Below are 26162 nucleotides of genomic sequence, written 5' to 3'. Positions count from 1 at the left end.
CGCGTATTAAAAAAATAAATGTGACATACAATTAATGCTTGAATTATTAATTGTGTTATATTATTATGAAGTTAATAAGTTGTTAAAGCGTTTTCAATTTAGTTTGAGGGGAGTTTTAGAAATGGGTACAATAGTTTGTCAAACATGTAATGGAACAATTGAACATTTCGAAGATGAAAAAGTGAGTGTACTTTATGCGCTTTGCAACCACTGCGATAGTAAAAAAGAAGAAGATGAATTAGTAGAATTTTAATGATGATCTTTATAAAAATAAGAGGCTAACCAGATGGTTAGCCTTATTTTTATATTATTAATTCGAAAAGAAAGCCAAGAAGGCAAGTGGTTTGAAGTTTCGCTGTATCTTGCCAATCGGTATCGTATTATCGATTGATAGAAGCAAAAGCAAAGATCTTAGTGATAGTAGTATACCGACTAACAATCAGTGGGGAATTAAGCAACTCCCCACCGATTGAAGATTCACTTTATCGCGGTTTAATAGGCTGTAAAATTTCCTTATTGTAAAGGTAGAAGAAGGGTAAACAGCCTGTAAATCCCCGATTGGTTCAACTAACCATCAGTGGAACCCCCCCACTGATGGAAGATTCACTTTATCCCGGTTTAATAGGCTGTAAAATTTCCTTATTGTAAAGGTAGAAGAAGGGTAAACAGCCTGTAAATCCCCGATTGGTTCAACTAACCATCAGCGAAACCCCCACTGATGGAAGTTTCACTTTATCCCGGTTTAACAGGCTGTAAAATTTGCTTATTGTAAAGGTACAAGAAGTGTAAACAGCCTGTAAATCCCCGATTGGTTCAACTAACCATCAGCGAAACCCCCACTGATGGAAGTATCACTTTATCCCGGTTTAACAGGCTGTAAAATTTGCTTATTGTAAAGGTAAAAGAAGTGTAAACAGCCTGTAAATCCCCGATTTGTCAACTAAACCATCAGTGGAACCCTCCACTGATGGAAGTTTCACTTTATTTACTCTCAAAAATTTGTAATAAAAATAAAAGTCGTAAATTAATTGTTTGATGCATAAATAATACCTAATCTTTTATTTACTTTCCACATTGTATGGCGCGTATTAAAAAAATAAATGTGACATACAATTAATGCTTGAATTATTAATTGTGTTATATTATTATGAAGTTAATAAGTTGTTAAAGCGTTTTCAATTTAGTTTGAGGGGAGTTTTAGAAATGGGTACAATAGTTTGTCAAACATGTAATGGAACAATTGAACATTTCGAAGATGAAAAAGTGAGTGTACTTTATGCGCTTTGCAACCACTGCGATAGTAAAAAAGAAGAAGATGAATTAGTAGAATTTTAATGATGATCTTTATAAAAATAAGAGGCTAACCAGATGGTTAGCCTTATTTTTATATTATTAATTCGAAAAGAATGCCAAGAAGGCAAGTGGTTTGAAGTTTTACTGTATCTTACCAATCGGTATCGTATTATCGATTGATAGAAGCAAAAGCAAAGATCTTAGTGATGGTAGTATGGGACTAACAATCAGCGGGGAATAAAGCAATTCCACACCGATTAAAGTATCACTTTATCCCGGTTTAACAGGCAATAAAATCCTCACAGTTTGAAGTTTCACTTTATTTACTCTCAAAAATTTGTAATAAAAATAAAAATCGTAAATTAATTTTTGATGCATAATAATACCTAATCTTTTATGTACTTTCCACATCGTATGTCGCGTATTAAAAAAATAAATGTGACATACAATTAATACTTGAATTATTAATTGTGTTATATTATTATGAAGTTAATAAGTTGTTAAAGCGTTTTCAATTTAGTTTGAGGGGAGTTTTAGAAATGGGTACAATAGTTTGTCAAACATGTAATGGAACAATTGAACATTTCGAAGATGAAAAAGTGAGTGTACTTTATGCGCTTTGCAACCACTGCGATAGTAAAAAAGAAGAAGATGAATTAGTAGAATTTTAATGATGATCTTTATAAAAATAAGAGGCTAACCAGATGGTTAGCCTTATTTTTATATTATTAATTAAAAAAAAATGCCAAGAAGGCAAGTGGTTTGAAGTTTTACTGTAACTTACCAATCGGTATCGTATTATCGATTGATAGAAGCAAAAGCAAAGATCTTAGTGATGGTAGTATGGGACTAACCATCAGCGGAACCCCCACTGATGGAAGTATCACTTTATCCCGGTTTAACAGGCTGTAAAATTTGCTTATTGTAAAGGTAAAAGAAGGGTAGACAGCCTGTAAATCCCCGATTGGTTTAACTAACCATCAGTGGAACCCCACTGATGGAAGTATCACTTTATCCCGGTTTAACAGGCTGTAAAATTTGCTTATCGAAAGGTAAAAGAAGTGTAAACAGCCTGTAAATCCCCGATTGGTTTAACTAACCATCAGTGGAACCCCACTGATGGAAGTATCACTTTATCCCGGTTTAACAGGCTGTAAAATTTGCTTATCGAAAGGTAAAAGAAGTGTAAACAGCCTGTAAATCCCCGATTGGTTCAACTAACCATCAGTGGGACCCCCCACTGATGGAAGTTTCACTTTATCACTCTCAAGTATTGAAGATTAGGATCTTCGGGACCTTGAACGGGCAAGCCCACTTCCATATTCGCTTTAATATAATCAATGTTTTCCTGGGTAATGATTTCACCTGGAATGAAAATAGGGATTCCGGGTGGGTACACCATGATAAACTCGGCAATGATTCGGCCGACAGATTCATCAATCGCTACTACTTCTGTATCAGAGTAAAATGCATCTCTAGGAGATAGAGCGAGAACAGGAATTGTTGGGAGCAGGACTTCGATATGCTTGTTCCCGTTTGCAGCAAGATGTTTAAACTCATTTGATAGGTCTTGTAATGCTTGCAATAGGATATTTGCTTCTTGCTTCGTGTCACCATTCGTAATAATACATAGGATGTTATATAAATCAGAAAGCTCGACCTCAATATTGTACTTTTCACGTAACCATTTCTCGACCTCATAGCCAGAAATGCCGAGATCTTTAACCGAAATAATTAGTTTTGTAGGATCGTAATCAAAGGTGGCTGGTGATCCGATAATTTCTTTTCCAACGCAATGCAGGAATGGAATTTTATTTATATCAGCTCGCAACTGATCCGCTAGTTTAATAGAGCGGTCAATCAAGCTATACCCTTCTGTTGCTAAACGTTTTCTTGCTGTATCAAGAGAAGCAAGCAGAATATATGACGTAGAAGTTGTTGTTAACATGCTTATGATTGATTGGACACGATTAGCTGAAACAAGTCCTTCTTTAACGTTTAATATCGAGCTTTGTGTCATCGAGCCGCCAAGCTTATGTACGCTTGTTGCAGCCATATCCGCTCCTGCTTGCATAGCTGATAAAGGTAGTTCATCATGGAAGTGTATATGAACCCCATGAGCCTCATCAACAAGAACTGGAATTTGATAAGAATGTGCCAATTCAACAATTTTCTTTAAATCAGCAGATACTCCGAAATACGTCGGGTTAATAACAAGAAGACCTTTTGCATCTGGATTCTCTCTCAATGCTTTTTCGACTGAATCTATTGTAATCCCATGGGAAATACCAAGGTTTTTATCTATTTCAGGAGTTATGAAGATTGGGATCGCACCAGAAAAAACAATCGCTGACATAATCGACTTATGCACATTTCTAGGTACAAGTATTTTATCACCAGGCCCACAAACTGTCATAACCATTGTCATGATTGCTCCACTTGTTCCTTGTACGGAAAAAAACGTGTGATCAGCACCAAATGCCTCTGCGGCTAGTTCTTGAGCTTGCTTGATCACCCCTTTTGGACTATGAAGATCATCTAAAGGTGCGATGTTAATTAAATCAATCGATAATGCATTATCGCCAATGAATTCACGGAATTCAGGATCCATTCCCTGCCCTTTTTTATGACCAGGAATATGAAACTGGATAGGTTTTTTCTTGGCGTGGTTCACTAAACTTGTGAATAAAGGAGTTTCGTTCTGTGACAATTGTTTATTACCCCTCTTCTAGATATTTATAATTAAGAAAACAAATGAATTATATCATGCGCAATATTATTTGAAAAGAATAATTATTAGTCAGTGTTCTTTGAACTTAGTGTAATGGAACTTTTTCATAAAAATTAGAGGACATTAAATGATAGTATAAGTAAATGTAGGCTTAATTATTTGCGTGTTGATAAACTCGATTTAGAGGTCATTTGTAGATTAGGGGGATAATGTATGAAATGGGAGACAAGAGTGACTGAACTATTAGGAATTCAATATCCAATTGTCCAGGGAGGACTTGCATACTTAGCATATGCAGACCTTGCGGCGGCTGTATCGAATGCAGGTGGTCTTGGCCAAATAACCGCAATGTCTATAGCTACACCAGACTTGTTACGTGCTGAGATCCGGAAAACTAAAACAATGACAAATAAGCCGTTTGGTGTAAATTTTGCAATTGGTCAGCATGGCAGACCGTATGAGCATATGCTTGAAGCAGCCCTGCAAGAAGGAATTGACGTTGTTTCGGTAACTGGAGGAAATCCTACACCGTTTTTTAAGCTTTTACAGGGAGTTCATATAAAGAAGTTAGTACTTGTTGCTGCTAGAAGACAAGCGGAAAAAGCAGAAGAGATTGGCGCGGACGCCGTTATGGTAGTCGGTCAGGAAGGTGGTGGACATCTTGGCAGGGATGATATAGGTACTATGGTGTTAATTCCACAGGTCGTAGACGCAGTTTCGATACCTGTCATTGCTGCAGGAGGTATTGCTGATGGTAGGGGGTTAATGGCTGCGCTTGCGCTAGGTGCAGAAGGAATAGAGATGGGAACGAGATTCATTGCTACAAAAGAATGTATCCATGCGAGCGAGGCCTATAAAAAATCATTGGTTCTAGGAAATGAATATGATACAGTCGTAATTAAGCGATCGATTGGAGCGCCTGCCCGAGCTATTTCGAATAGCTGGACAGAGAACATTTTGAAAATTGAGCAGGAAAACCTGGGGTATGACTCATTAAAAGATTACATAAGCGGAAAGGCTAATAAGCGATTCATTATTGATGGTGAGCCAGATGAAGGATTCGGTTGGGCAGGGCAAACACTTGGATTGATTCGTGATATTCCCACTACGGCTGATTTATTCGAAAGGATCATTTCAGAAGCGGAAGAAACTAGAAGAAAATGGGCAAAATAGTTAAATATCGATCCACGCGAAAATTTTCGATAAAAATAAATATGGCAGGTGATTATAAATGGAATATCAATATCCAATGGATTATACTTGGAGTACAGATGAAATAGTCGATGTAATAAAATTTTTTGAAAGTGTTGAGAAAGCTTATGAAAGTCGTGTAAGTAAAGAAGACTTTATGAAAACTTACAGACGATTTAAAGAAATTGTTCCCGGTAAAGCTGATGAGAAAAACTATACGGATGAATTCCAAGTTAGTAGCGGGTATTCAGCGTACTTAGTTTTAAAAAGAGCTAAAGAAATAGAAGATGGTGGCTGGATTACTTTAAAAAAATAAATTTTCCAAAAAATGTTGACAAAGTGTTTTGTTCAATTTAAGATAATAATTATTAAAACGAATATAAAGCGTTGAAGAAGAAGAGTACCTTATTGTTTGTTCTATAGAGAGCCGGTGGTTGGTGTAAATCGGTGAGCAACTATAAGCGAATGGGCTTCTGAGCTCCAAACCGAAATGTAAAGTAGGCTTTGGCGGAACGTCTCATCGTTATTTGAGGCAGGCATTCTAACTGATGCTGTAAAGTGAGCTTTCGAGCTAATAAAGGTGGTACCACGGGTTCCTCGTCCTTTTGGATGGGGGCCCTTTTTGTGTTTTTTGAAAATATTATATGACAATTCGATGATCAAGAAGAGTAGCCTTTTCAGATGCGTAACAGAGAGCCGGGATGGTGGGAGCCGGTACGATATGAAAAGGGGAATGGACTTGTGAGAGGTTCCTTGAACAATTAGTAGAGGAACACGGCTTCCACCGTTACCGGGTACTAGTATAAGGATCTTCTTATACTGGAAAAGAGGAGGATGTCCAACTGATGGGTTAGACTAAGCCGTATATACAGTGTTGTAATTGACATTTGTATGTATAGGGTAAGAGTTATACCCATTCGAGACATCCTCAAGCTGAGGTGGCACCGCGGTAAATGAATCGTCCTCTGCATACACAAAAATTGTGTATGCAGAGGACTTTTTTGTTTTTTAGGCTATGACCAAGCTCATTGTTGATTTTGGCACTATGTTGATTGGAGTGGGAAGCTAACGCCTTTCGTTTCAATCAACAGGCAAGTTTAACGGAGCCATTTTTTAAGGGGGGATAACATGACAAGTGAAAGAAGGAAATTGACATTCAAAAAGGTGACTGTTGAAGGGGATATACATACACCAATCTCTATTTTCCGAAAGCTTCCAGGTGGGAAGAAATTTCTATTAGAAAGCTCACCTTCTCATCATGACAATGGGAGGTACTCATATATTGGGTTTAATCCATACTTGGAATTAGTGTCAATAGATAAGGTAACTACAAGAATTGGCGCCAATCAAAAAAAGGGGATAGAAATTGGGGCGCTAATGGATGAATTGAAAAAAGAGCTGGACGTTGAATTTGAAGTGAACGATCTTGACATTCCATTCTTTGGTGGAGCAGTTGGTTATTTAGGCTACGATATGATCCGGCAATATGAGGATATAGGTGATGTACCAGAAGATACATTAAATATGCCAGATGCACATATTCTACTTTTTGAAGATGTTATCGTTTATGATCATCTAACAGAAAAAATTCATCTGATTACAAGTAGCTCCGATTATGAAGTGAGGTTGGCAGCTTTAAAGAAGAATATTGAGTCAGCTACTGAAAAAGAACCAGAAAGCGAAAGGGTGCATTTGGATTTCCAATCAAATATTAGCCAGAGAACTTTTGAAAATCTTGTTCATCAAGCAAAAGAAGCCATTGTAGCGGGAGAAGTGTTTCAGGTTGTCTTATCTCAAAGATTTCAGTCACCATTTCATGTTGATCCATTTCAAGCATATCGCAGACTCAGATTATCCAATCCATCTCCATATATGTTTTTTATCGATTTTGAAGAATATACGGTGCTCGGTTCTTCACCTGAAAGTTTAATAAGTGTGAAAGACCGGCAAGTTACGGTCAATCCTATTGCTGGAACTAGACCACGTGGAAGCACTCCAGCAGAAGATCTACAGTATGAACAAAGCTTACTTCAGGATGAAAAGGAGCTTGCAGAACATAAGATGCTTGTGGACCTTGGTCGTAATGATCTGGGGAGAGTGTGTGAAATTGGGTCGATAAAATTAACATCTCAAATGAAAATAGAACGATACAAGCATGTGATGCACATCACTTCAAAAATTAAAGGGATGTTACGTTCAGACCTTACAAGTATTGATGCTTTAATCGCTTGTATGCCAGCAGGAACGGTTTCAGGGGCTCCGAAAATTAGGGCCATGCAGATCATAAACGAATTGGAAAATGTAAAAAGAGGAGTTTATGCAGGATCAGTAGGCTATCTCGGTTTTGGTGGTACCTTAGACATGGCATTAGCCATTCGGACAATGGTTATAAAAGATGCTGTTGCTTATGTTCAAGCTGGAGCAGGTATTGTCTATGACTCAGTAGCTACTACAGAATATGAAGAAACCAGGAATAAAGCAAAAGCATTATTGGAGGTGCAAAGAGATGATATTACTCATTGATAATTATGATTCGTTTACTTTTAACCTATATCAATATCTCGGTGAATTTTACCCTAATATTGTTGTGAAACGAAATGATCAAATAACTATAGAAGAAATTGAAGAGATGAGCCCTGCAGCAATCATTTTGTCACCAGGACCTGGTCGCCCGGAAGAAGCGGGGATATGTATTCCAGTCATTGCCCATTTTTACAAAACGGTCCCTATATTAGGTATATGTCTTGGACATCAAGCAATCGCTTGTGCGTTTGCCGGGAAGGTGGATCGGGCTGCTCAAATCATGCATGGAAAAACGTCTGTAGTTCTGCATAATGGGAAAGGTCTATTCGAAGCGCAAGAGAGTTATTTAGAAGTCATGCGATATCATTCATTGGTTGTAAAAGCTCACAGTTTGCCAAAAGAGTTTGAAATACTCGCAAGAGCTGCTGATGACGGTGAAATTATGGCAATTCAGCATAAGCATTATCCTTTATATGGGTTGCAATTTCATCCAGAGTCGATTGGCACAGTTTCTGGAAAATCAATCCTTTTACAATTTATAAAAAATGTGAAAGATGGTGTTCAATATGAAAAAATATCTTGAAAAACTATCGCAACATGAATCATTATCGCAAGAAGAAATGTTAGATGCGGCCCACTTAATGTTTACTGATGAAATTACAGATAGCGAAATGGCTGCATTTCTCATCGCACTTAAATCAAAAGGAGAAACAGCAGATGAAATTGCAAGTCTTGCTTCTGTACTAAGAAAAAAAGCGATCTCTGTTAACGGACAATTTGACCAAGTGATGGATAATTGTGGAACAGGAGGAGATGGTTCACAAAGTTTTAATATTAGTACAGCCTCAGCATTCGTTTTGGCAGGCGCAGGTATTAAAGTAGCCAAACATGGAAACCGTAGTGTGTCTAGTAAAACAGGAAGTGCTGATGTATTAGAAGCATTAGGTGTGAATCTACATTTAACTAGTCAGGAAATCGAAGAAAGATTAGAAGCAATCGGTATTGCGTTCTTGTTTGCTTCAAAAGTCCATCCGAATATATCGAGAATTATGAAAATAAGAAAAGAACTGAAAATTTCGACGGTGTTTAATTATACAGGGCCGTTAACTAATCCGGTTCAATTGGATTCTCAATTACTTGGTATTAATAAACGAGAAATGCTTGATTTATTTGCGTCAGTTTTAGATAAGTTAGGGAGAAGAAGAGCATTAATAATAAACGGTGCAGGATATATGGATGAAGCAAGTTTACAAGGGACCAACTCAATGATTTTGTTGGAAAATGGGAAGAAAACGCATATTACATTAAATCCTGAAGATGTTGGTTTACCGTATTATACAAATGACATGATTCGCGGTGGCGATGCAAGAGAAAATGCTGATATTATGCTTCGAATATTACATGGAGAAAAAGGTGCATATCGTGATACGGTGCTTTTAAATGCTGGTCTAGGAATATATGCGAACGGGAAAACAGACAATGTTCGCGAAGGTATTGCCATAGCAAAAGAGAGCATTGATAGTGGTCGGGCATTGCAGAAGCTTGAAGCACTTATACATTCTGATACTTATAAAAAGGCGGGGGTAATGTAAATGACAAATATATTGACGGCGATACTTGCTGCTAAACATGAGGAAATTATTAAACTAAGAAAATTGAAATTTCCGAATTATCAATCAGAATATACGAAGAGGTCACTTTTACAAAGTATGAAAGAATCACAAAAAGTTTCGATCATTGCTGAAATAAAACGAGCTTCACCATCCCGGGGAGACATTGATCGAGATGTGGATCCTGTAAAGCAAGCTCTTGCCTATGAAAAAAATGGCGCTTCTGCGATTTCTGTTTTAACAGATAGTGAATTCTTCAAAGGATCATTTGAGGATCTTAAGCAGGTTAGTGAAGCTGTGAAAATCCCTGTTCTTTGTAAAGACTTTATTATAGATGAAATACAGATTGATCATGCTAAACGAGCGGGAGCACATATCATCCTCCTTATAGCAGCTGCTATGCCAGCACATCGTTTGGCGGAACTATATCAATATGCTAAATCAGAAGACTTAGAAGTACTAGTGGAGGTGCATAACGAAGAGGAGCTCCATGCTGTGCTTCCGATTGATCCTGAATTAATTGGAATTAATAATCGGAATTTAAAAACTTTTGAAGTGAATCTTGAAGTAACCGAGCGACTAGGTTCTCAATTACTCGAGATGGACAAACTCTTTATCTCGGAAAGCGGAGTAAAAGTACGTAGAGATGTTGAGCGAGTTAGAGATGCTGGAGCGAAAGGAATATTAGTTGGGGAAACTTTGATGCAAGCGGAAAATCTAAAATATAGCTTTAATGAATTTGACGTCATGCTTAAAGGTGAAAATTATGCACGTTAAAATTTGTGGTTTATCAACTTTAGAAGCAGCACAAACGGCAATTGATTCTGGTGCAGATTATCTAGGATTCATTTTTGCCGAAAGTAAACGGAAAGTGACTCCAATAAAAGCACGAGAAATTATTAGCAATTTAAAGGGGAATGCAAAAAAGGTAGGCGTTTTTGTTAATGAATCGGTTGAGGAAATATCTAGAATTGCCGAATATGCGGGACTAGATATTATTCAACTTCATGGTACGGAAAGCCAGGAATTTGCAAGTAAGCTTACATTACCAGTTATTAAAGCTATTACTATTCATTCTATAGAAGATTTAAAACAGGTTCAGGAATGGGAAACGGAGTATCTTCTACTTGATTTACCGAAAAATCAGATAGCTCCTATAAGAATGACTCTGAATTGGGAGGAAATGATGGGGAAATTACCATATAGTAATCATATTTTCCTTGCCGGGGGATTAACACCTGAAAACGTAGAAACGGCTGTTAAGCTCATTCAACCTTACGCTGTTGATGTATCAGGTGGAGTAGAAACAGAAGGAACAAAAGATTTGATAAAAATCAATGCTTTTATTAAAGGAGCTCAATATAAGAAGGAGGAATTAATATGATAAGCACGTATAGTGGGCCAGACCAAACGGGACATTTTGGTGAATATGGTGGTCGCTTTGTTCCAGAAACATTAATGACGGCAGTATTAGAACTAGAAACCGTATACGAGGAAGCAAAGCATGATCCAGATTTTCAGGAAAAGCTTCAATATTACTTGAAAGAATATATTGGGAGAGAAAATCCATTATTTTATGCGGAAAATCTGACAAAGATTGCTGGTGGTGCGAAAATTTACTTAAAGCGTGAAGATTTAAATCATACAGGTGCCCATAAAATAAATAATACGATTGGTCAAGCATTATTAGCAAATAGGATGGGAAAACGAAAAATTGTTGCAGAGACAGGTGCTGGTCAGCATGGAGTTGCAACTGCAACAGTGTGTGCGTTATTAAAACTAGAATGTGTCATTTTTATGGGGAGTGAAGACGTGCGGAGACAGAAATTAAATGTATTCCGCATGGAACTACTCGGTGCGAAAGTTGTTTCTGTTGATCAGGGAAGTGGCACATTAAAGGATGCTGTCAATGAAGCACTCAGATATTGGGTTTCCAATGTTGCAGATACCCATTATATTATGGGATCTGTGTTAGGACCTCATCCGTTTCCACAAATTGTTCGTGATTTTCAAAGTGTAATCGGCTATGAAACAAAACGACAATATAAGGAAAAAGAAGGGAAGTTGCCTAATACGATTGTTGCTTGTATTGGAGGAGGAAGTAACTCAATGGGAATGTTTTACCCGTTTCTTACAGATTCTTCTGTGAAGTTAATCGGTGTTGAGGCTGCGGGAAGCGGGCTCGAAACAGAGAAACATGCAGCAAGTCTGACAAAAGGAACGAAAGGGGTTCTTCATGGCTCATTGATGTATTTGCTTCAAGACGAAGATGGTCAAATCCAAGAGGCGCATTCCATTTCAGCAGGGCTGGACTATCCTGGTGTAGGCCCTGAACATTGTTTTTTAAAAGACGAAAATCGAGTGACGTATACTTCAGTTACGGACGAAGAAGCACTGGATGCATTTGTTCTTTTATCTAGGGAGGAAGGGATTATTCCTGCTTTAGAAAGTTCACATGCTATAGCTTATGCGATGAAAATAGCCAAAGAAATGAAGGAAGATGAAGGGCTTGTAATTTGCTTGTCGGGTAGAGGGGATAAGGATGTTGAACAAGTTCGTTCATTACTAGGAGGGCACAAGGATGGGGAATAAATCATTACAAGAGACATTAGCTGAATTACATGCAAGGCAAGAAAAAGCATTCATTCCCTATATTATGGCTGGGGATGGAGGATTAGAGAAGCTTAAGGAGGACCTACTTCGTTTGCAAAATGCAGGAGCAACCGCGGTTGAATTAGGTATTCCCTTCTCTGATCCTGTTGCGGACGGTCCAATTATTCAGCTTGCAGGCAAGCGTGCATTAGCAGAAGGAGTGACCTTAAAAAAAATCATTGCCAAGCTAATCGAAATAAAAGAAGAAGTGGAGATTCCAATTATTTTTATGGCCTACTTAAATTCTTTACTTGCATATGGAATAAGCAATTTTAGCAATGACTGTGCTAAAGCTGGAGTTTCAGGGTGTATTGTACCAGATCTACCGATAGAAGAAGAAGGGATTCTTGTACAAGATTTGAAAAAGGTGAAAATCCCGCTAATCAGATTGGTTACGTTAACTAGCTCTCAAGATAGAATTGAAAAAATAGTTGAAAATGCGGAAGGGTTTATTTATGCAGTCACTGTAACAGGAATAACAGGTGTTCGTGAAAGTTTTGAAGAAGAAGTTGGTCTTTACTTAAAAAGAATTCGGGAGGCCAGTTCTATCCCTGTCCTAGCGGGCTTTGGTATTTCAACTGCTGAACATGTAGAAAGAGCCTCGTTATATTGTGATGGTGTGATTGTTGGGAGTAAAATCATACAAAGTCTGCAAACAGAGAATTATCAAGAGATTGATGAATTAATTTTAGCTAGTAAAAAAGTAATCTATTAATTTAAATAGGAGGATGTCTCAAAAGGGTCTGACTTCGTAAACGACACCAGTGAACGTATTAAAAACACGTAGCAAAACTGGAAAGTTGAGTTGCGAAGTTAAATTCTTACATTTGAGACAACCTCCTTTACTTTTTTTGTCCAACGTATAATTGGATATCCTGCATATGAAATCAGATTTTTAAAGGGATGTTTCAGTTAGTGTGTACAAGGGTATTAAATGGACAAAAGCATTATGAATAGTATTGATAAAATCACTGTCTGAGAGGTTAATAGCATCCTCACGCGAGATTTTAATACCACAAAGAATTTCCGCTTTTTTTACTTCTTGCAACCTTTTGAACATAGCAGTTAAATCTTCCACAGATAGCGTTTTATGGGGAATCACTTCTGGTTTTGTATGATCTAACGACCACACAAAATTGGCAGGAATGTTTTTATTAATATTTTTCACAGATTTTTCAAGTGTTTGACCGAACTGAACCTTCATGGGAGCTTCATAAATGACAGCAAACCAAACGAACATATGGCTACCCCATAAACCAATTTGGAAATGAGGCATCATTTTATATCCTCGTTTGTTAGCGGCGAAAGCAACCCAAGTATCGTTTGGTGGATTGATGGTTCGTCTTAAATGTTTAGCTATGTGTGGGTATAGTTCTTGACCAGTCATTGTGGAAAGTTCACCTGCAAAGTGGTTCCCAAGTGCATCTAGTTTAGGGCGAATCTGATCTTTGAGTGCTTCCATTCGATTATCGAGTCCTTCGATTTTAAATACGTCAAAATCTGCAGCTGAAAAACATGTTACGTTCATTTTTTTCCTCCTTAGTTCCTTTAAGGGCTATTGTAGCATAGGTAAAAACATAATTAAAAAAATCAGATTACAAAAACTTGAGTATAGGTTAGAGCACAATTTAGTTACGATTTTCACAGTGAAATCATAGAATGTAATAAAAAAACAGAAAATTTGGTCAATTACTGAAAGGAGTTAATTATTTATGAAACAAGTAATGAATCAAGCAATGAAAGCTAAAGAAGTTGAAAAACACCGAAAAGCAGTGCTTCGAATGGAAATGGATTATGAATTGGCTACTCTTTTTGAAGCAATAAAGGAAGAAAATGATCAGAAGAAAAATCAGTGTAAGCAAAAATTAGAACGTATTCGGAATGAGCTTGTAAAACTAAAGGCACTGTAATTTATAGTAATTATGATCAAGAAAGAAACGAAGCATTGTTGGATTCACCATAGTTGTTTTATGAAAGTTAAATATAGCTGAGCGGACACCGTTTTTTTAAAGTAAATGGTGTCCGCTTTTCGTCATAGGACAAGGTGGGTAAACATGTGAACAAGGTAATAAAATATTTATTGCAGCTAAGCTTTACATATAACGCTGTTTTGGCTTATCCCATATTCCGGGCAGTAGTACCATCAATATGAAATTTTATTTGCTTTCCCTATTTAAAATGAATAGCTTTTATAATGTGCCTATTCAATTTGTAAATTAGTTTGATTATGGGAACACTTAATGTGAAGTAAGATCAGGTTCCAATTGAATAATACGATATGATAAAACTTGATACAGGACAATGTTTCCATTATTCTTGAAGTACGAATTATCGTTAGTAGATTTTATACATCTATGTCTGGAGGATAAAATGATGGAGAATTATTCAGAGATTGATACATATGCAAAGGATTGGATCATGACCGCGGGAAAAAGACTTAAATCATCATTTGAAGAGAACCTCAATATTGAAACTAAGGCAAACGCCAATGATTTAGTTACCAATATGGATAAAGAAATCGAGCAATTTTTTCTTGATAACATTACTGAAACGTTTCCTACTCATCGAATTTTGGGGGAAGAAGGAATGGGGAAACGGATTACGGACTTAAAGGGCGTTGTTTGGATTATTGACCCAATCGATGGGACGATGAATTTTGTTCATCAACAACGGAATTTTGCAATATCCATTGGAATTTATGAGGATGGTGTCGGCAAAATTGGACTTATTTATGATGTTGTACAAAATGAACTGTATCATGCAATTAAGGGTAAAGGTGCATATTTAAATAATATGAAACTGACGAATTTGAAAAAAGTATCGATTTCAGAAATGATACTGTCAATTAATGCCACCTGGCTTATGGAAAATAAAAGGGTTGATCATCAGATTCTTACACCTATAATAAAGGATGTCAGGGGTACAAGATCATATGGATCGGCAGCTATTGAAATGGCTTTTGTTGCTTCCGGAAGAATAGATGCTTATATGACAATGAGACTTGCACCGTGGGATTTTGCTGCAGGTTCCATTTTAATTGAAGAAGTAGGCGGTGAAATAACAACGATGTCAGGAAATCCACTTGATTATTTAAATGGCTCATCATTGTTTGTTTCTAAACCGGGTCTTCATCAAGCGATTTCTGAAACATATTTCCAAAATGGCTGGCCAACTGTAAAATACTAAACTTAGTAAGTTCACCAGCTGAAATCTTAATTGCTAATTATCAGGTGTATTATTGTAGATATTAGCGCAATTGTCTGTTGCTCTCTGCATATGAGAAGTAAAAGTATCTCTTGTAATTTCGCATCTTAATATGTTAGTCTCAAACTTGACATTCAAGCTGAAATACTCAAATTTCGAGAATTATCAATAAAGTGAAACTTACCGAGCGAAATGGAAGTTTCACTTTATTGTTGATCGAAAAAATCCGATAACGTGGCTGAACTAATTTTTTTAATAAATTGTTTAAATTGTATATAAATGACAAAATAAACGGCGGACAAAGTATAAGCTCAACCTTTTTTTGACGCTCTTTTCTATAACTTTCCTTGTTCACGTAATTTTTTCTTTTGGGTAAACCCATACCCCATAATAACTGTTAAAGCTATAACACATATAGCGGCAATTGTGATGCTTTTTTCTGCAATTGCAATACCAATTCCGCTTATACAGATAACTGCTAATAATGCCAATACAAGGAAATTCCATTTAATATTCATGATTTCACCTCTTTATTTATTTATAATGTACAGAATTTCTTGCTTTGATTATACTATGTTTGTGATATAATATGTAAGTTAATGATATAGATATGCCTAAACTAAATTTCCTCTAGGAGTGAATTGCTTGAAATTACGTAATAATATTCGAAATATAGCCATTATTGCCCACGTTGACCATGGGAAAACGACAATGGTGGATCAATTGCTGAAGCAATCAGGTACTTTTCGTGAGAATGAGCACGTAGAAGAACGTGCGATGGATTCTAACGCTATTGAAAAAGAGCGTGGAATTACCATACTTGCGAAAAACACGGCTGTTCAATATAAAGAAACACGCATTAATATTCTGGATACACCTGGTCACGCTGACTTTGGTGGAGAAGTAGAACGAATCATGAAAATGGTTGATGGTGTTCTGCTAATTGTTGACGCTTATGAAGGTTGTATGCCACAAACACGCTTTGTTTTGAAAAAAGCATTAGAGCAAAAAATCACACCAATTGTTGTGGTAAACAAAATTGATAAAGAATCAGCACGTCCGGAAGAAGTAGTGGATGAAGTACTTGACTTATTTATTGAGCTAGGTGCTGAGGATGATCAGCTGGACTTCCCGGTAATTTATGCTTCTGGTATATCTGGAACTGCAAGTATTGACCCTGATCCAGCTAAACAAGAAGAGGATATGACTCCTTTATTTGAAGCGATCGTCGAGAATATTCCTGCTCCAGTTGACAACAGTGATGAACCACTTCAGTTCCAAGTGGCATTGCTTGATTATAACGACTATGTCGGTCGTATCGGTGTCGGTCGTGTTTTCCGTGGGAAAATGCATGTTGGTCAACAAGTAGCTTTAATGAAACTTGATGGTTCTGTCAAGCAATTCCGTGTAACGAAAATTTTTGGTTACATCGGCTTGAAAAAAGTTGAAATCCAAGAGGCTGTTGCAGGTGACTTGATCGCTGTTTCCGGTATGGAAGATATTAACGTTGGTGAAACGGTTTGTCCAACTGAACATCAAGAAGCATTACCTGTCTTACGAATTGACGAGCCGACGCTTCAAATGACATTCTTAGTAAATAACAGTCCATTTGCGGGTCGTGAAGGGAAATATGTTACAGCTCGTAAAATTGAAGAGCGCTTAAGAACTCAACTTGAAACAGATGTGAGCTTAAGAGTTGATAACACAGATTCACCGGATGTTTGGACAGTTTCAGGTCGCGGTGAGCTTCATTTATCAATCTTAATTGAAAACATGCGACGTGAAGGATATGAGCTTCAAGTATCTAAACCAGAAGTAATCGTTCGTGTCATTGACGGAGTTCGTTGTGAACCAGTTGAGCGGGTTCAAATTGACGTGCCAGAAGAGCATACAGGTGCTATTATGGAATCAATGGGAGCTCGTAAAGGCGAGTTGTTAGATATGATTAATAATGGTGGACAAGTTCGCCTTATTTTTAACATTCCTGCACGTGGATTAATTGGCTATTCTACAGAATTCTTATCTTTAACGCGCGGTTATGGCATATTAAACCATACATTTGACAGCTATCAGCCGATGCAAACTGGACAAGTTGGTGGAAGACGTCAAGGTGTACTTGTTTCGATGGAAACAGGAAAATCTACGCAATATGGTATGATGCAAGTTGAAGACAGAGGTATGCTTTTTGTTGAACCAGGCACTGAAATTTATGAAGGAATGATCGTTGGTGAGCATAATCGTGAAAATGATTTAGCAGTAAACATCGTTAAAGCAAAACAAATGACGAATATGCGTTCTGCAAACAAAGATCAAACTTCAACAATGAAAAAGCCGAAAATCATGTCTCTTGAAGAAGCGCTTGAATATTTAAATGATGACGAATACTGTGAGGTAACACCTGAATCGATCCGTCTTCGTAAAAAAATTCTTGATAAAAATGAACGTGAAAAATCAGCGAAAAAGAAAAAACAAGCTGAAACGGCTGAATAATAAATAATTAGCTACTAGGAGGGTTTGAAATGGATATCCAGGAGCGTTTGTCATTTTTTGCTTCTCTATATCGGGTGGATGAGAATCCAGAGGCTGGAATGTGGTACTTGTATTTAACGATTTTTGCACTTTGTGTTGTTGTCTATCAGTTAGGGTTTGCGAAAAAACTACCACTGTTAAAGAACGTAGTCATTTATGCAATTATGGCTCTTGGTTGTACTGTTCTTTCCTTCCTAGCAGTGTTCTTGCCGATGGGAGAAGCACTTGTCATTGCAGCTTTTGTCCTCGGAATTTATAAGTATCGCTTGCATAACTCAAGAACAGAAAAGCAGGTTTAGATGTCCTTAAAAGGGTCTGAACTCACATTCTATACATCGGTAATTGTTTCATTAAAACGATGTATAGAAGATGTGAGGTCAGACCCTTTCGTATTTGCTTGAGTATGTTCCTAACGTAAAGCTCATACATATACTTGTATATGCGAAGGAGAGTTAAGAAATTGATAAAGTGAAACTTCAATCAGTGAGAATTTTCTTGATTCCTCACCTACGCTTCTTCTAAGCCTTAAGATGACCCTGACATATGATCAAAATTAAGAGAACAATAGTGTTTTTTTACCATTCATCATCCTTCTTAACAGTTCGATAAAGTCTGAAATTACCTGTATTAATACGAGCGTTTGTTTTTTCTTCGATTCTCTGATGGCATTCTTGACACATATATGTATGAATCGGGCGATTTCGGAGCTTTTTCGCTTCGGGAGAATCTGTAGGAATGGGTTCAACTTTATCACAAATTACGCATTTTACATTCATCGCAAAAACCTCTTTCGGAATAAAAAATTAACTTAATAAAGACTATGTTAAACCATTTTTTTATAATAAATATGAGCTATAACAATGGTAAATAATACAGTATAAAAACTTCGATAATTAAGTATACCATGTTTTTTTTATAATAAAAAAATAGAAGAGGCATAAATCCTCTTCTAATGGGGAGAAAGATTTCTTCATTGAACTTTTACTCTTGCTTAACATACAGTTAATAAATATCTAGGTAGTTTATGATATATATGAAGAGAGGATACTTTTGTTGAAGTGAAAATGAACTTACAAAGGTTGCCTTTATTTATATCCATTCGATTGCTTTTCTTGTTTATCATCCAAGTTTTTCTTTTCCTGATGATTTAAATTCCCTTTTTGTTCTTCTATTGCTTTTGAAGGAGTAGGGTCTTGGATATCTCCTGGAACTTCTGGGATTATTCTTGATGTAATGTCCGAAAGTTCATTTAAGATTCCGCGAACAGGCTTACCATTTTGGATATCTTTAGCTACTTCTCTAATTCGAGCATTTAAGTCAGGATCAGCAACTACTGCTGCTTTAGCCCCAAATGGGTCGTGCTTTAACGTTTCGCCAACTGAATATTTGATCGTTCCAACCTGTGACCGTTCAATATCAGAATCAATATCGATACCAACAATAGCATAATCACCAAAAACGACTGCAGTTGCATCATTTACATGAGGAACTTTAGAGGCCAAATCAATAAGTCTTTTAGCAGTGTCAGAATTTGTTGCTGGATCTGTTTGTTGTATCGTTGAATAATTCACATTTGTTGCTTGCTGCTTCTTCGTATTTACATTCTCTTGACCTTGTTGATTGGCAGAACAACCGCTGTTCAAGAATAGAAAGCTGGCAATTAAATAAGGAAATATGCGTTTGCTCAATAATAAACCTCCTTTGTACTTTTCGAGATTATCAAAGGTAACTAGCCACAAGTATATGACGTAGGCTACATAAACTGATGGAAGTTTCTTATATAGTCTGTAATTGTTCTTCTATCTTTATGCAGATTGACATATATTTTATCAACAGTCGTCTCGTCCACTATAAAAGGGGGCATTCACCATAGATTTCTATAAGCATTTAAAAAAATGTGAAAGGATACGCCGGTGGAACTTTATTATGTACTAAGTCACCACCTTGAAAAACATCATAAATATTCCGACAAAAGATTAGGCGGGAGGCGTCCTTTTGAACAAAATTTATGTGTTAGATACGAATGTTTTGCTGCAGGATCCATACGCTATTTTTTCGTTTGAAGACAATGAGGTTATCATTCCTGCAGTTGTATTGGAAGAGTTGGATTCAAAGAAAAGATATATGGATGAAATCGGCAGGAATGCGAGACAAGTCTCAAAGCTCATTGATGGTTTTCGTGAAAAAGGAAAATTACATCACGGGATACCGCTTCATAATGGCGGAGAATTAAGAATTGAGTTAAACCATCGTTCATTTCATGAGCTCCAAGAAATATTCATTGAAAAGACAAATGATAATCGAATACTGGCAGTAGCCAAAAACCTTTCGCTAGAAGAACAAACTAAAAAAAATGGCAAGACGGTTATCTTAGTTAGTAAAGATACCCTTGTTCGTGTGAAGGCAGATGCGATTGGATTATTATCACAGGATTTTTTAAATGACCGAGTTGTCGAACTAGATCATATTTATAGTGGTTTTCAAGAAATCTTAGTTTCGCGCGAACTGCTAAATCAATTTTATGGAAAAGGAAGTCTACTTGTATCAAGTATTACAAAAGAACAGCTGCATCCAAATCAATTTATATTGATGAAAGACATTCTAGGCACTTCTGCATCTGCTGTTGCACTAGTTGATTTTACTGGAAAGACAGCGAGAAAGTTGATCTTTGATGAAGATCATATTTGGGGAATTAAAGCCAGAAATGTTCAACAGGTTATGGCGATGGAAATTTTGCTTAGATCGGATATTCCACTTGTTACACTAATTGGAAAAGCAGGAACTGGTAAGACGCTCTTGGCGCTTGCAGCTGGCTTAATGCAAACAGAAGATCTTGGAAGATATAAAAAGTTGCTTGTTGCAAGGCCCATTGTGCCGGTTGGGAAGGATATAGGATATTTACCAGGCGAAAAGGAAGAAAAGCTAAGGCCGTGGATGCAACCTATATTTGATAATTTAGAGTATTTGTTTAATACAAAGAAGCCAGGTGAACTAGATGCAATCTTGGCAGGTATGAGCTCGATTGAGGTCGAAGCACTCACATATATTCGAGGTCGAAGCATCCCTGATCAATTTATTATTATAGATGAAGCTCAAAACCTTACAAAACATGAAGTAAAAACGATTTTGACGAGGGTTGGCGAAAGAAGTAAGATCGTTTTGATGGGAGACCCTGAACAAATAGACCATCCATATCTAGACGAATATAATAATGGGCTAACCTATGTAGTGGAGAAATTTAAAGAACAGCAGATTGCGGGTCATGTTAAATTAATTAAAGGTGAGAGGTCTGGATTGGCTCAGCTTGCTGCTAATTTACTTTAAGAAAAATTATGATTCCATGACGAAGAGTCGGTAAACTTACTTAAGGCACTACGTCATGGAACCAGGTTCAAATTATCGAATAATGAATGCGCGTACATCTTTAATTGGATTCTGAATATTAGATCCATCTCCAAAGTATATGTACATTGGCCCATGTTCTTTAATTGGCTTTCCATTAATAGAGAAACCAATAACAAAAGTTTCTGCATCTTCTTTAGTAAATGTCTGTTCAGAATTCGCTGTTTTGACTACTACTTCAGTTGCATTAGAATTAGGTTCAGCATTATCTAGAAAAGGTTTAAAAGGAATAACAAACGTACCTTCTAATAGCCGTTGTTTCTCAAATTTTCTTTCTGTCTTTAATGTTGGGGGCATTGTTGCTCCCTCGCGGATTTCTTTTTCCCAATGCTTTGATGCTGCAATCGTATATTCCTCTAATTCATTTTCCACTTTAGTATCAGAATTGAAATAGGTTTCAATCTCAACTTTCCGGTCGTCAAAGATCCACACACCTGGATCTAACGTGATTGGAAACTTCACATTACCTTGGATAAATACGATAGATTCCATTTATATACATTCCTCTCTATTTAAATGTTAAGGCTCTTTTCATCGTAAGAATTGTTGTTTTTTTCAAGTAACAAATTCTAGCAGATATTGATTGTAGTTAATATGCGAGACTCCTACTCAGAGAAGCACTGAGGAGGCTCCTGAGACCGCCCGCTTAAAAGCGAGTACCTGTGTAACGAAAATCAACCCAGGATAATAGTGTAAATATAATTTAACAGCAACAAAGGATACGAAAACAGGTTAAGGGGACCTTCATAATAATTATACAAGAATAAGTATAAAGAAAATTGTTGAAAAAGTCACTCACAAGTAAGAAAAGGATTGTTAATCTTGTTCTAATAGACTCAATGGATACCTATCGTTAAAAAGAATGGGTTAGAGCTTATCTAATTATCCTTGCTTTTTTAGACAACTAGGGGTAAAATTTATAGATAAGATTGTACGCTTCTTGAGCGGGGGGATTTCATATGGCATCTGAAATGCTTGTCAATCATCAAGAAAAAGCCTATGCTTTATTAAAAGCAGATGCTGACAAGATTCTAAAATTAATTAAAGTACAAATGGATAATTTGACAATGCCTCAATGTCCTCTATATGAAGAGGTTCTAGATACTCAAATGTACGGCCTATCTCGTGAAATAGATTTCGCTGTTCGTTTAGGTTTAGTCGATGAGGCGGAAGGAAAGTCACTCTTAGAATCGCTTGAGAGGGAACTTTCTGCTTTACATGAGGCTTCTTTAAGAAAATAATATAGTAAGAAATTAACTCAAACGATTCGTTATAGTTGTTTGAGTTTTTTTATATAATTATATTATTACATATAACTTTCCTATTATTGTTATATACATAATTATTATATTTGTATTATACTAAGCAATAATAAATTTAATAATCTTAACTATTTTGAATTTTAAAAAACCATTGACTAAAACGGTTTTATGGAACAAAATTATGAGTAAAAAGTTGCAATGTTCAAACTATGACAAAAAATTGGTTATATGTAAACAATGTGTGAATAAGATCTTGATTTGATTCTTGCTCTTTTTACAATATACAAACGAAAATACATAAAAGTAGGTGTGGGTTAATGGTAAAACGTATAAGAAAAGTTTTGGCAGCAAACCGGGGAGAAATCGCTATTAGGATTTTTCGAGCTTGTACAGAATTAAAGATTAGAACTGTAGCTATCTACTCTAAAGAAGACCACAATTCATATCATCGTTTTAAAGCGGACGAAGCATATTTAGTTGGGGAAGGAAAAAAACCGATTGATGCCTATTTAGACATTGAAGGTATCATTGAAATCGCCAAAAAAAGCGATGTTGATGCGATTCATCCTGGGTATGGATTTTTGGCAGAAAATATTGAGTTTGCTCGTCGATGTGAAGAAGAAGGACTCATTTTTATTGGTCCTGAGACAAAGCATTTAGATATGTTCGGTGATAAGGTAAAAGCAAGAACTCAGGCTGAATTAGCGAATATTCCTGTTATTCCAGGAAGCGATGGTCCTGTGAGTTCGGTTGTGGATGTAGAGGAATTTGGTAAAAAGCACGGTTTTCCGATTATTATTAAAGCATCGCTTGGCGGTGGTGGCCGTGGAATGCGTATCGTTCACAAATTGGAAGAAGTTCAGGAGGCATATGACCGAGCAAAGTCTGAAGCGAAAGCGGCTTTCGGGAATGATGAAGTATATGTAGAACGTTTTATTCAAAATCCAAAGCATATTGAAGTGCAGATCCTCGGAGACAAACATGGCGAAATCGTTCATTTATATGAGCGTGATTGTTCTGTCCAAAGGCGTCACCAAAAAGTAGTGGAAGTAGCCCCTTCCGTTTCTTTAACAGAAGATTTAAGAATGAGGATTTGTGAAGCGGCTGTTCGTTTAATGGAAAATGTCGGCTATGTGAATGCAGGAACCGTTGAATTCCTCGTGGCGAATCAAGAATTTTACTTTATCGAAGTAAACCCGCGCATCCAAGTTGAGCATACACTTACTGAGATGATTACAGGAATTGATATTGTTCAGTCACAATTATTAATTGCTGAAGGACATAAATTATACGAAAAGGAAATCGGTATTCCACATCAAGATGAAATTACAACGAATGGTTTTGCAATCCAATCGAGGGTTACAACGGAAGATCCGTTAAATAACTTTATGCCGGATACTGGTAGATTGGCGGCTTATCGTTCAGGTGGTGGTTTCGGAGTCCGTTTGGATGCAGGTAACGCATTCCAAGGAGCAGTCATAACACCTTATTATGATTCTTTATTAGTTAAAGTCTCAACTCATGCACTTACCTTCGAAAAAGCTGCAGCGAAGATGGAGCGTAATTTAAAAGAATTTAGGATTCGTGGAATTAAGACGAACATCCCTTTCCTTGAAAATGTTGTAAAACATGAGAAATTCCTTAGTGGCGAGTATGACACATCATTCATCGATACAACGCCTGAACTTTTTTCTTTCCCTGTACGTAAAGACCGTGGTACAAAGATGCTTTCTTATATTGGGAATGTAACAGTAAACGGCTTCCCTGGCGTTGAAAAAACGAAAAAACCTGTGTTTGAAAAACCGATCATTCCAATCATTTCAGCGGATGCCCCTACTCAGCAAGGAACAAAGCAAATTCTAGATGCAAATGGTGCTGACGGTCTCGTGAAATGGGTTAAAGAACAAAATGAAGTACTTATCACTGATACGACTTTTCGTGATGCCCACCAATCGCTTTTAGCAACAAGAATTAGAACAACTGATTTAATGCAAATTGCTGAACCGACGGCAAAATTGTTGCCGAATCTGTTTTCCCTTGAAATGTGGGGAGGAGCTACGTTCGATGTCGCTTATCGATTCTTAAAAGAAGATCCGTGGGACAGGCTTCTTGGATTAAGGAAAAAGGCACCTAATGTCCTTTTTCAAATGTTATTGCGCGCGTCCAATGCTGTTGGCTATAAGAACTATCCTGATAATGTAATTGAAGAATTCGTTCAAAAATCTTCACAAGCAGGTATCGACGTCTATCGAATCTTTGATAGTTTAAACTGGGTCAAAGGAATGGAAGTTGCTATTGATGCTGTTCGTCAATCTGGGAAAATAGCAGAAGCGGCTATTTGCTATACAGGGGATATAAATGACCCAACGCGAGTGAAATATTCAATTGATTATTATAAAAATTTAGCGAAGGAATTGGAGAATCAAGGAGCGCATATTCTTGGCATAAAAGATATGGCAGGTCTCTTAAAACCAGAGGCGGCTTATCGATTAATTTCTGAACTTAAAGAGACTGTAGATATCCCAATTCATTTACACTCACATGATACAAGTGGAAACGGTACGTATATGTATGCAAGAGCGATTGATGCAGGTGTAGATATTGTTGATACAGCACTTGGTTCAATGGCTGGTCTTACCTCTCAACCAAGTGCTCAAACGCTATACTATGCACTTGAAGGAACGAAACGTCAACCAAAGCTAGAAATTAATTCATTAGAGAAATTGTCGACTTATTGGGAGGGTGTAAGGGAATATTACCATGATTTCGAAAGTGGTATGGTCTCACCTCATACAGAAGTTTATCAACATGAAATGCCAGGTGGACAATATAGTAATCTCCAGCAACAGGCGAAGGCAGTAGGATTAGGCGAACGATGGAATGAAGTTAAAGAAATGTATCGCCGTGTAAATATTATGTTCGGAGATATTGTTAAAGTTACACCTTCTTCCAAAGTAGTAGGTGATATGGCTTTATTCATGGTTCAAAACAATCTTACAGAAGAAGAAGTCTTGGCAAAAGGAAAGACGATTGACTTCCCAGATTCAGTAATTGAACTTTTTGAAGGTTTCTTAGGTCAACCAGAAGGTGGCTTCCCTAAAGAACTGCAAGAAGTCATTCTAAAAGGTAAAAAGCCGATTACAGTAAGGCCTGGTGAATTATTGGAACCGGTTGACTTTACTGCATTACAAGACGACTTATTTAAGGAACTAGGCAGACCAGTAACAAGTTTCGATGTGTTAGCATATGCACTATATCCTAAAGTATTTTTGGATTATGTAAAAACAAGTGAACAGTTTGGTGATTTATCGCAACTTGATACGCCAACATTCCTTTATGGCATGCGTCTTGGAGAAGAAATTGAAGTGGAAATCGAGACAGGTAAGACTTTAATTGTTAAACTTGTATCAATTTCTCAGCCGCAAGCTGATGGTACGAGAGTGATTTATTTTGAATTAAACGGTCAGGCTCGTCAAGTTACCATTAAAGATGAGGGTATAAAATCCTCTGTTCAAACAAAAATAAAAGCAGACTCTAAAAATCAATCGCATCTTGGAGCAACCATGCCAGGAACAGTACTCAATGTTGTTGTGCAAAAAGGTGAACAAGTTAAGCAAGGAGATCATCTAATAATTACAGAAGCAATGAAAATGGAAACGACTGTACAAGCTCCTTTCTCTGGAATTATTAAAGATATTCATGTTAAAAATGGCGATGCGATTAGTACGGGTGATTTATTGATTGAAATAACTAAATAACCAAAAA

Annotated in this window: 25 protein-coding genes and 2 other annotated features; of the genes, 19 read left to right on the top strand and 6 right to left on the bottom strand. The window is 36.9% G+C overall.

The genetic code is table 11. The annotated features are described in order from the left end of the window. Positions 1-121: 121 nt before the first annotated feature. The 3 genes from V179_RS0119760 (at position 122) to V179_RS0119745 (ending at position 1964) form a co-directional block, all read left to right on the top strand. The gene (locus tag V179_RS0119760; RefSeq protein ID WP_028393004.1) at positions 122-253 is read left to right on the top strand and encodes a GapA-binding peptide SR1P; all 132 of its coding nucleotides are present in this window, start codon (positions 122-124) and stop codon (positions 251-253) included. A gap of 950 nt (positions 254-1203) precedes the next feature. Further along, on the top strand, positions 1204-1335 hold the full coding sequence (locus V179_RS0119750) for a GapA-binding peptide SR1P (protein WP_028393004.1): 132 nt from the start codon (positions 1204-1206) through the stop codon (positions 1333-1335). Between the two features lie 497 nt (positions 1336-1832). After that, on the top strand, positions 1833-1964 hold the full coding sequence (locus V179_RS0119745) for a GapA-binding peptide SR1P (RefSeq protein WP_028393004.1): 132 nt from the start codon (positions 1833-1835) through the stop codon (positions 1962-1964). Positions 1965-2545: 581 nt separating this feature from the next. Here V179_RS0119745 and V179_RS0119740 read toward each other — a convergent pair. Continuing rightward, positions 2546-4003, bottom strand: coding sequence for an aminotransferase class I/II-fold pyridoxal phosphate-dependent enzyme (locus V179_RS0119740; protein ID WP_028393003.1), 1458 nt, complete (start codon positions 4001-4003; stop codon positions 2546-2548). Positions 4004-4237: 234 nt separating this feature from the next. Here V179_RS0119740 and V179_RS0119735 point away from each other — a divergent pair, with 234 nt between their 5' ends. The 9 genes from V179_RS0119735 to trpA all read left to right on the top strand — a co-directional run bounded on the left by V179_RS0119735 (position 4238) and on the right by trpA (position 12715). Continuing rightward, entirely contained in the window at positions 4238-5197 is a 960-nt protein-coding gene (locus V179_RS0119735; protein WP_028393002.1) for an NAD(P)H-dependent flavin oxidoreductase, read from the top strand. Positions 5198-5255: 58 nt separating this feature from the next. Further along, positions 5256-5531 (top strand): UPF0223 family protein, encoded by a 276-nt coding sequence (locus V179_RS0119730; RefSeq protein WP_028393001.1) that lies wholly within the window; start codon positions 5256-5258, stop codon positions 5529-5531. Positions 5532-5593: 62 nt separating this feature from the next. Continuing rightward, positions 5594-5823, top strand: a binding site (T-box leader). 38 nt (positions 5824-5861) lie between these two features. After that, positions 5862-6184, top strand: a binding site (T-box leader). Between the two features lie 159 nt (positions 6185-6343). Further along, a complete protein-coding gene (gene trpE, locus V179_RS0119725; protein ID WP_028393000.1) occupies positions 6344-7738 on the top strand; it encodes an anthranilate synthase component I in 1395 nt (464 codons plus the stop codon). After that, positions 7722-8321 (top strand): anthranilate synthase component II, encoded by a 600-nt coding sequence (locus tag V179_RS0119720; protein WP_028392999.1) that lies wholly within the window; start codon positions 7722-7724, stop codon positions 8319-8321. Before trpE ends, V179_RS0119720 begins: the two co-directional genes overlap by 17 nt. After that, on the top strand, positions 8305-9330 hold the full coding sequence (gene trpD, locus V179_RS0119715) for an anthranilate phosphoribosyltransferase (protein WP_028392998.1): 1026 nt from the start codon (positions 8305-8307) through the stop codon (positions 9328-9330). Before V179_RS0119720 ends, trpD begins: the two co-directional genes overlap by 17 nt. After that, positions 9331-10125, top strand: coding sequence for an indole-3-glycerol phosphate synthase TrpC (gene trpC, locus V179_RS0119710; RefSeq protein WP_028392997.1), 795 nt, complete (start codon positions 9331-9333; stop codon positions 10123-10125). It begins immediately after the preceding gene. Continuing rightward, positions 10115-10732 carry a phosphoribosylanthranilate isomerase gene (locus V179_RS0119705; protein ID WP_028392996.1) on the top strand — a complete coding sequence of 206 codons (618 nt, stop codon included), beginning with the start codon at positions 10115-10117 and terminating at the stop codon, positions 10730-10732. The genes trpC and V179_RS0119705 overlap by 11 nt, the downstream gene beginning before the upstream one ends. Then, the gene (trpB, locus tag V179_RS0119700; RefSeq protein WP_028392995.1) at positions 10729-11940 is read left to right on the top strand and encodes a tryptophan synthase subunit beta; all 1212 of its coding nucleotides are present in this window, start codon (positions 10729-10731) and stop codon (positions 11938-11940) included. The genes V179_RS0119705 and trpB overlap by 4 nt, the downstream gene beginning before the upstream one ends. Beyond that, positions 11930-12715 carry a tryptophan synthase subunit alpha gene (gene trpA, locus V179_RS0119695; protein ID WP_028392994.1) on the top strand — a complete coding sequence of 262 codons (786 nt, stop codon included), beginning with the start codon at positions 11930-11932 and terminating at the stop codon, positions 12713-12715. The genes trpB and trpA overlap by 11 nt, the downstream gene beginning before the upstream one ends. Positions 12716-12895: 180 nt before the next feature. Here trpA and V179_RS0119690 read toward each other — a convergent pair whose 3' ends face one another. After that, positions 12896-13528, bottom strand: a complete 633-nt coding sequence (locus tag V179_RS0119690) for a YktB family protein (RefSeq protein WP_028392993.1) — start codon at positions 13526-13528, stop codon at positions 12896-12898. A 184-nt stretch (positions 13529-13712) separates the two neighbouring features. Between V179_RS0119690 and V179_RS0119685 the strand changes: the two genes are divergently transcribed. Together V179_RS0119685 and V179_RS0119680 are read left to right on the top strand one after the other, a co-directional pair. After that, on the top strand, positions 13713-13910 hold the full coding sequence (locus V179_RS0119685) for a hypothetical protein (RefSeq protein WP_028392992.1): 198 nt from the start codon (positions 13713-13715) through the stop codon (positions 13908-13910). A gap of 463 nt (positions 13911-14373) precedes the next feature. Further along, positions 14374-15186, top strand: a complete 813-nt coding sequence (locus V179_RS0119680) for an inositol monophosphatase family protein (RefSeq protein WP_028392991.1) — start codon at positions 14374-14376, stop codon at positions 15184-15186. Positions 15187-15539: 353 nt separating this feature from the next. Here V179_RS0119680 and V179_RS0119675 read toward each other — a convergent pair whose 3' ends face one another. Further along, positions 15540-15722, bottom strand: a complete 183-nt coding sequence (locus tag V179_RS0119675; protein WP_034302053.1) for a YlaF family protein — start codon at positions 15720-15722, stop codon at positions 15540-15542. Positions 15723-15849: 127 nt separating this feature from the next. On the opposite strand from V179_RS0119675, the gene typA reads away from it, so the two are divergent. Further along, positions 15850-17694, top strand: coding sequence for a translational GTPase TypA (gene typA / locus V179_RS0119670; protein ID WP_028392989.1), 1845 nt, complete (start codon positions 15850-15852; stop codon positions 17692-17694). Between the two features lie 29 nt (positions 17695-17723). Continuing rightward, the gene (locus V179_RS0119665) at positions 17724-18032 is read left to right on the top strand and encodes a YlaH-like family protein (RefSeq protein ID WP_028392988.1); all 309 of its coding nucleotides are present in this window, start codon (positions 17724-17726) and stop codon (positions 18030-18032) included. A 276-nt stretch (positions 18033-18308) separates the two neighbouring features. Here the strand turns inward: V179_RS0119665 and V179_RS0119660 are convergent, their stop codons facing one another. Both V179_RS0119660 and V179_RS0119655 read right to left on the bottom strand, forming a co-directional pair. After that, positions 18309-18509: a YlaI family protein gene (locus tag V179_RS0119660; RefSeq protein ID WP_028392987.1), complete on the bottom strand. Its 201-nt coding sequence runs from the start codon at positions 18507-18509 to the stop codon at positions 18309-18311. A gap of 309 nt (positions 18510-18818) precedes the next feature. Beyond that, positions 18819-19421 carry a YhcN/YlaJ family sporulation lipoprotein gene (locus V179_RS0119655; RefSeq protein WP_028392986.1) on the bottom strand — a complete coding sequence of 201 codons (603 nt, stop codon included), beginning with the start codon at positions 19419-19421 and terminating at the stop codon, positions 18819-18821. 307 nt (positions 19422-19728) lie between these two features. Here V179_RS0119655 and V179_RS0119650 point away from each other — a divergent pair, with 307 nt between their 5' ends. After that, the gene (locus V179_RS0119650; protein WP_028392985.1) at positions 19729-21057 is read left to right on the top strand and encodes a PhoH family protein; all 1329 of its coding nucleotides are present in this window, start codon (positions 19729-19731) and stop codon (positions 21055-21057) included. A 72-nt stretch (positions 21058-21129) separates the two neighbouring features. On the opposite strand, the gene V179_RS0119645 is transcribed toward V179_RS0119650, so the two are convergent. Beyond that, positions 21130-21627 carry a hypothetical protein gene (locus V179_RS0119645; RefSeq protein WP_028392984.1) on the bottom strand — a complete coding sequence of 166 codons (498 nt, stop codon included), beginning with the start codon at positions 21625-21627 and terminating at the stop codon, positions 21130-21132. Between the two features lie 467 nt (positions 21628-22094). On the opposite strand from V179_RS0119645, the gene V179_RS0119640 reads away from it, so the two are divergent. Next, entirely contained in the window at positions 22095-22376 is a 282-nt protein-coding gene (locus tag V179_RS0119640; RefSeq protein WP_028392983.1) for a YlaN family protein, read from the top strand. Positions 22377-22714: 338 nt separating this feature from the next. Then, positions 22715-26155, top strand: coding sequence for a pyruvate carboxylase (gene pyc / locus V179_RS0119635; RefSeq protein ID WP_028392982.1), 3441 nt, complete (start codon positions 22715-22717; stop codon positions 26153-26155). Positions 26156-26162: the final 7 nt, after the last annotated feature.

The organism is Bacillus cihuensis, assembly GCF_000504145.1.
GTDB lineage: Bacteria > Bacillota > Bacilli > Bacillales > DSM-1321 > Peribacillus > Peribacillus huizhouensis.
The sequence above is the reverse complement of the archived record's forward strand: the minus strand, read 5'-3'. Positions and strand labels throughout refer to the sequence as shown.